Genomic DNA, 7093 nt, shown 5'->3' with positions numbered 1-7093 from the left:
CATGTCGTAATTGTACAGGTAAGTTTCACCTGCGGTAACGATATCGCCTCCATAACCAAATTTTTCCCTGGCCGGACAGTCAGATTGTATGCTGAAGACATTGCTCAGCATGGTCCATTCTGTCACTTCCTGTACCCTGTTAAATAATTGATTGGAACATTGGAAGGAAGCATTGGAGGGCAAATCGGCATTTAACCGGATTCCTTCAATATCACTTAGCGAAGGAGGTGTTTTCAATCCGGTAACTTCTACATATCGAAAGCCATGAAAGGTAAATTTAGGTTCAAACACCTCAACACCCTCTCCTTTGGTTATATACCTGTCTTCCTGCCATGCAGTGGCCGGGGCTCCCGGCCCACCGTTTATTCCACCCTCTTTGATCTGTGTAGCAGCACTGGTTCTAAAATCCAGTGTTCCATCATCATAAATCAGCTCTGCATACCTAAATCTGATTTCAGTTCCTAGGGGAGCCGAAACCTTGAACCGGATCACTCCGGCAAAATTCTGCCCCATGTCAATCACATAAGTATCGGGCTTAGAAGTATTGATCTTAATAGGATAAACTGATTTTGTGTGTCGAATGGGTGGAATATACTGCCATCGCAACGCTCCTGCGGGAGCTGGGGTATTGGAAGCATTTTTCCATTTGTTGTCATTAAATCCCACTTTATCCCAACCATCTGTTTCCAATCGGGCATCGTACCATTCTCCCAGATACACATTGTTTTTCACCACAGGGCCTTCTGATGTTTTCCAGGATTGATCTGTTGCAATGGTTTCTTTGCTACCATCGCTGTATTCTATTTCCAACTGCGCCAATATTTTGGGTTGGCCTATGGTCAGTATTTCCCTTAAGTTCCATCTGCCAAACAACTTCATAGGCAAAGGATTGTACCATCCGTTTCCAACCATTGCACCGATGGCATTTTGCCCTTTTTTGACCTGATGGGTCACATCATATACAGCATAATAAACCTCTTTGCCATATTGCGTCCATCCCGGATCCAGGTAATGATCGCCTACTTTTTCACCATTCAAATATGCCTCGTAGTATCCCAATCCACTGACATATAACCGTGCATTTTTAACCTCCTTATCCACGTTAAATGACTTTCTGAACAGGGGGGCAGGAATTTTATCATAGAACGCCTCATCGCGGGAAGGGGGTAATTTACCATCGCTTATCCAGGTAGCTTTCCAATCACTTTTGCTGAATATCCCGGTTTCAAACCATGCGGTGGGGCTATATTCCGAAGCCACATCGTTTCCATTCCAGGTTTGTACCTTCCAGAAATACCGGGTCATGGGCTTCAAGGATTTGCCTTTGTAAATTATTTGGATGGTCTGATTGCCATTTACTTTTTTTGAATCCCAGATATCGCCCTCTTGTTTGTCGAGTTTTTCAATGGATGAACTGACCAACAAGCGATAGGCTGATTGTACTGCGCCTCTCTGTAAATCGCCCACCTCCCATGAGAACCACGGCGTTGGATTGTCGACCCCCAATGGATTGGTGTGATAGTTTACCTTGAGTCCTTTGGGTGCCCCGGCATACGATATAAGATGGATTAAGAGTAAAGGGAAAAAGAGAAAATTCTTCATCTTGAGTTTATTTTATATCACAGGAAATTGCCAAGGTTTTCTATACTCCGGTTTTATAAATGCATTGGCTTTATCAGTATTGGTGAATATATTCTGTCCATTATCCCAAACCAATTTACCTTCTCCTGACCGCACTGCCAAATTTCCCATATGTGCATACAAGGCTACATTCCTTCCATTTTCAATGGTACAATTGGGTTCTTCTCTGGATTTGATACAGCTCAGAAAATTTTCTACATGAAGATCCATGTCATTCAATTCAATTTTTTTCTTAGGTTCCATTTGTGATGCTCCTTCGTCAATTGATTTATTTTTGTCCTCATAATTGATAGTCCATTTAGCCCGGTCGGCAACAATGGTGGCTTTGTCACCAACGAACTCCACGCCATACAACATATCGTAAGGGCCGTTTTGCAGACCCGCAGCATGCTGCCAAGTGATTATATAATCATCCATGGGATAAATAACAGACATCGTATCGTAAGTCTCGCGGCTATAATCTTCAAAGGAGAGGTTATCGCCATAGGCCATAACCGTAGTAGGTGCATGGGTAACATCTTTTGCCCATAAGGCCATGTCTATTAAGTGTACCCCCCAATCTGTCATCAGACCCCCTCCATAATCCCAGAAGTGGCGCCAATTACCATGAAATCTGGTTGGATTGAAACTTCTCAACGGTGCCGGCCCCAACCAAAAATCAAAATCGACACCGTTGGGCACCGCTTCGTCAGGCTGTTTTGGCGCACCGGTTCCATAATTAAAATTAGCCCAGATATTCACCTTCCTCAAGGTTCCCAAATCCCCCGATTTTATAAATTTCATTGCCTCCGTCCAAACCACTCCACTGCGTTGTTGTTGCCCGACCTGCACAACCCTGTTATATCTCCTTGCTGCCTTCACCATTACATTACATTCCTCTATGGTATTTGCCAGCGGCTTTTCCACATATACATCCTTACCTGCCTGGCAAGCATATACCGTTTGAAGACAATGCCAATGATCAGGGGTTCCAATTATTATTGCATCAATGTCTTTATCTTCGAGCATCTTACGAAAATCACTATACAATTTCGGCTTTTGATTGTGCTCCTTTTGAACCTGCGCATAACGTTCATTTAAAACATTTTTGTCAACATCACACAAACCAAGGCATCTAACACCATCATTTTTTAAATGGTGCCTCAAAATGTTCCATCCTTGGCCACGGCAACCAATTAACCCTACATTGATCCAGTCGCTGGGTGCAACAGGTTTAGACCATGACCAACTTGGAATGATGTGTATTCCGGCAACAGAAACCGCTGTTTTTTTCAAAAATTCTCTTCTATTATTGCTCATCTTCTATAATTTTTTTAAATGGAAATGTATTTGAAATTATGAATATCCGCCTATCTGCAAGTTGGGGAAGTTTTCTATATAAATGGCTAGACCGAAGACGGAAGAACGAAGACGGACCCCCATACCTATCCATTGGGTTTTCATATTTATTCGGAAACCTTATTAATCTCAACAAGGTATTTCTTTACATTTTGCATTTTTTTGATTTTTGGTATTTCTATTTCACATAGAATGGGATATTGGCCACTGCTACTTTTCCGTTTCCATCATACACATACACAAACAAGCGGTAATTGTCTCCACTGGCATCAGGTACTGCAAATTTGACTGTTTTGCCGTTGTCAATCCTTTCTTTAATAGCCCCCTCTGCTACCTGAGGCTTGGTTTCCCCTTGGCCGGCATAAGCCCCGAAAACTTTGTTCTCCGGAACCAACTCCCATTCGTATTGTAAGGTATCATCATCGGGATCATTGGCATCAACGGTAGCGGAATAGATCACATTAAGTGACAATACTATGTTTTCTTTGGCATTCATCCCTTCAATGGTCTAAGACTCTAATCGGGGACTTCTATTGTCGGGCCACTTTCCGGACCATACATACTGCATCACTTCTACGGTTCCTTTTTCTGTGCCATCATCGTGAAACATGTTGTACCAGGTGTGGGTGGTTTCCTGCCTGTTGCCGGTCCATAAGAAGACATAAGATCCAACACACCATGGATCTGAGGAAATTACATTTGTATACTTATCATGGTAAATGCTTGCCTTTTCAGTGCTTGATTCTTCTATGGCAACACCCCATTTTGTCTTTATAAATATTTTGAATTTTTCAATTTTTTGGAGCGTCAACAACGAGCTTCATCGGCCCTTTTACAGGTGGCGTATATACCCTGATGGTTTTGATTTCAGGTTTGACTTTGCCTTTGATCGTAAGCTCTAGCAAATGTTTTTCATTGGTCAGGTTTTGAGCCAAAGTGGTGAAATACACTTTCGACGGATCCTTTATCTCAACAGGTTGGTACTGATCAACAAACAGTGGTTTTACCGACCAGGTGATTTCAAAGCCATCAGTAAGTGGTATTCCTTTATGCTGAAAATCGCGCTCTAAATTCATCCACATACCGGGTTCTATTACCACACGGCCAGTATTGGAGATAAACTTTTCCAAACTATTGCCTGTACCATCAAGCCCGGTCCTGCTTCCCTCCACCCTAAAGGTGAAATCGGTATTGGCTACATTTACTTTCTCTACAGTTAATTTCCAATCTTCGATGAGGGGTAGTGTTTCAGCATCTATTCGAATTAAAGCGGGCCAGTCCACACCCGGTGAACCACTGCTGCGGGTAAATGTATAGCAACCTTTGATCTCAGAAGGCTTCTTTCCATCGATTTTAACATTTAATTTTACTGATTTAGGTCCGTCACCCGCAACTACATCTACCCTATTGCCATCAAAATCCAGTTTCAATTTACCTTTTTTAAAATTAACGTCTTTACCGATTGAATACTCTTTCACCATCTCCTTCCACTCATCTTTAGGGTGATCGGGCAAATAGACCAACTCCCGTTTTACGAGTTCGCTCATCAGGAAGCACCCATGATCGTTTGGGTGGATGCCATCGGAGAGTAAGGCCTGAGAGGTGAGATTATTGCTTTTTAAGTATCCCTTCCATGGTGTGGTAATGTCGATAAGCTGGGCCTTGTATTCTTCGGCAACTGCCGGTATGAATGTTTTACGCATAAAATTGTTCCAATCGCCGGGATCGTAAAATTCCTTTCCATCATATTCTTTCGCACCAAGATGATCGGAAACAATGGCTACTTCAGCAGTGGTGCGCGACCTTAAGTTGTGAATGATTTCCTGATATTCTTCATGTGCCCCATACACATGGAAAATAACCAAATCGGGATAAAATGGATACATATCACTTTCGCTGGAGTTTACCAGATATTGGGAAGAAAATCCGCCAATGGCACGGTTTTCATAAATGATATGGGCGTGTGGAAAGCGATCAATCAGGTCAGACACCACCGCATCAGTCCATTTTTTGTTGGCTGTAATACTTTGACCATAAAACAGGATGCGAACCGTATTTCGTTTTTCAGGGGTGCTGGTTGCCAACAAGGTCATGGTTCGCTGTATATGCTTGCCCCATTCCGATGTATTGTCAGGTACCGGTGCCTGGGGATATGCTTTTTCCCAAACCGGGGGCATAACCTTACGGCCTTCCTGGGCCGATAAGACCGATACTACAAATAATTTGAGGAGAAAAAGAAAGGTTGTTTTTTTTAAGGTCATCTTATTCAAATTTTATAGGCCAGAAATCTGAATGGGACCTGGCAGATTTTAGATATGTTACCATTTTTTTAACCATATCAGGATTTAGTTGAGCAACATTAAACAGTTCGCCGGGGTCAACGGAAAGGTCGTATAATTCAATTTCCTGATCAGGCGCTAATTTTACAGCTTTCCAGTGGTTCCAGCGTGCCGCTTGCTGATATCCTCTTTCGTGAAATTCCCAATACATAAACCTGTCGGCAGTATTTTGATCTTGGCCTAACAGCGTTGGCCACACGCTTATCCCGTCAATGTCAGCAGGCGAATTTGTCTGTGCTATTTGCGCAAGCGTAGGCAAAACATCTGCAAAGTACCAAGGTCGGTCACTTACTTTCCCCTGCGGAACTACACCCGGCATCCACCCGATCATTGGTGTTCTCAGGCCCCCTTCATACATATCTCGTTTTTTGCCCCGCAAAATGCCGGAACTGTCAAAAATCCCATCCCATTTAAGTGCGGCCCCATTGTCCGAGCAGAAAAACACAATAGTATTATTGTCAATACCTTTAGCTTTTAATTTTTCCATGATTTTGCCAACATCCCGGTCCAGCAGGGTAATCATGGCCGCATGTACTTTGGCATTTTCAGGCCATGGTTTATCTGTATAGGGCTGTGTGTCGGGTATCTCGTATTTTGCATGAGGTACCGTATAGGGTAAATACAGAAAAAAAGTAGTGTCAGCATGCTTATCTATAAAGTCCAGGGCAAATTCTGTAAACAAATGATGTGAATAGGTATTTCTGTCACCATTTACATTACCTTCAAGTACTTGTTTTTCTTCGTTCTTCCACAGATATTCAGGATAGTAGGAGTGCGCATGTTGCTGGTTAAGGTATCCAAACCATTCATCGAAACCCTGCCTGGTTGGAACTCCTGTGCTACCCGGCTCCCCCAAGCCCCACTTGCCCGTAATTCCTGTTACATAACCTGCCTGCTTTAGCACTTCGGCCACTGTGGTATCGTGATCAAACAATGGCACCCGGTTTCCCTCAACCAAACCATCTACTTTAGAAAAATTCCCCCTCACTGTAGTATTGCCGGTATGCTTACCTGTAATCAGCACACTGCGGCTAGGCGCACACACTGTAGATCCTGCATACACATTTGTAAATTTCAAACCCTCAGCAGCCAGTTTATCTATGTTTGGGGTCAAGATATTTGTCTGACTGTAACTTCCAAGGTCATGATAACCCAGGTCATCAGCCATAATAAAGATAATATTGGGCTTAGAGACTGTCTCCTTTTGATCAGCTTGTAATCCACCTAAACAGGAATTCAGTATGCAAACAACGATAAGTGATAAGAATAGACTTTTGAAAACAGTATAAACATTTTTCATTTTGCTTAAGATTTTAATTTTTCTTGATTTTCTTAGTTTGATCAGAGGCTATATAACCGGATAAATAAGGCTTCATGGCGTTCAACCAATTAACAGCCATCTTTTCCTGACCTTTTAAATTGGGAGATCAAAAGTATCAGGATACAAATCATTCAAAAACATAACTCAGTGCCCAATAACTATACAATAAGTAAAAATCGGATCCACGGGGTGGGTCATTTTTCAGCTTCTCATAAAGTGCTCTGGCTTCTTTCGGCAAAACTTTCTTATCCTTTGCCATTTTCTGAAATGTCCTACTTGCATACAATACCAAAGCGGGGTCACCGGACTGCATATGTCCGGTAACAACTTCTAAGGTATTATCATCATTTTGCTCTGCAAGCAATCTGGCCGCCTCTATTTGAACTGTAGGGTATTCATCTTTCAATAGGGCCTGTAATGCTGTTATTAATGTTGCATCGAATTTTTCCAGCGA

General features: G+C 42.5%; 7 protein-coding genes. All 7 read right to left on the bottom strand.

The window, feature by feature from the left end:
• Nucleotides 1-1602 (bottom strand): family 78 glycoside hydrolase catalytic domain (locus tag ACEW8O_RS06005; protein WP_373493717.1); only part of this gene is annotated, 1602 nt, incomplete at its 3' end.
• Between the two features lie 12 nt (nucleotides 1603-1614).
• Nucleotides 1615-2940, bottom strand: a complete 1326-nt coding sequence (locus ACEW8O_RS06000) for a Gfo/Idh/MocA family protein (protein ID WP_373493716.1) — start codon at nucleotides 2938-2940, stop codon at nucleotides 1615-1617.
• Between the two features lie 217 nt (nucleotides 2941-3157).
• Nucleotides 3158-3475: a hypothetical protein gene (locus ACEW8O_RS05995; RefSeq protein ID WP_373493715.1), complete on the bottom strand. Its 318-nt coding sequence runs from the start codon at nucleotides 3473-3475 to the stop codon at nucleotides 3158-3160.
• 12 nt (nucleotides 3476-3487) lie between these two features.
• Nucleotides 3488-3790 (bottom strand): hypothetical protein, encoded by a 303-nt coding sequence (locus ACEW8O_RS05990; RefSeq protein WP_373493714.1) that lies wholly within the window; start codon nucleotides 3788-3790, stop codon nucleotides 3488-3490.
• Nucleotides 3771-5240 carry an SGNH/GDSL hydrolase family protein gene (locus ACEW8O_RS05985; RefSeq protein WP_373493713.1) on the bottom strand — a complete coding sequence of 490 codons (1470 nt, stop codon included), beginning with the start codon at nucleotides 5238-5240 and terminating at the stop codon, nucleotides 3771-3773. Before ACEW8O_RS05985 ends, ACEW8O_RS05990 begins: the two co-directional genes overlap by 20 nt.
• A 1-nt stretch (nucleotide 5241) precedes the next feature.
• Complete coding sequence (locus ACEW8O_RS05980; protein WP_373493712.1) at nucleotides 5242-6618, bottom strand: arylsulfatase; 1377 nt, start codon at nucleotides 6616-6618, stop codon at nucleotides 5242-5244.
• 148 nt (nucleotides 6619-6766) lie between these two features.
• The coding region (locus ACEW8O_RS05975; RefSeq protein WP_373493711.1) for a HEAT repeat domain-containing protein at nucleotides 6767-7093 on the bottom strand (327 nt) is incomplete at its 5' end.

This window comes from Aquiflexum sp., from assembly GCF_041749095.1.
In the GTDB taxonomy this organism is placed as follows: Bacteria; Bacteroidota; Bacteroidia; order Cytophagales; family Cyclobacteriaceae; genus Aquiflexum.
This window is presented reverse-complemented; position numbering and strand designations above follow the sequence as displayed.

Bases quoted from the DNA above. Each gene is read 5' to 3' on its own strand.
- ACEW8O_RS06000 (WP_373493716.1), bottom strand. From the start codon at position 2,940: ATGAGCAATAATAGAAGAGAATTTTTGAAAAAAACAGCGGTTTCTGTT.
- ACEW8O_RS05995 (WP_373493715.1), bottom strand. From the start codon at position 3,475: ATGAATGCCAAAGAAAACATAGTATTGTCACTTAATGTGATCTATTCC.
- ACEW8O_RS05985 (WP_373493713.1), bottom strand. From the start codon at position 5,240: ATGACCTTAAAAAAAACAACCTTTCTTTTTCTCCTCAAATTATTTGTA.
- ACEW8O_RS05980 (WP_373493712.1), bottom strand. From the start codon at position 6,618: ATGAAAAATGTTTATACTGTTTTCAAAAGTCTATTCTTATCACTTATC.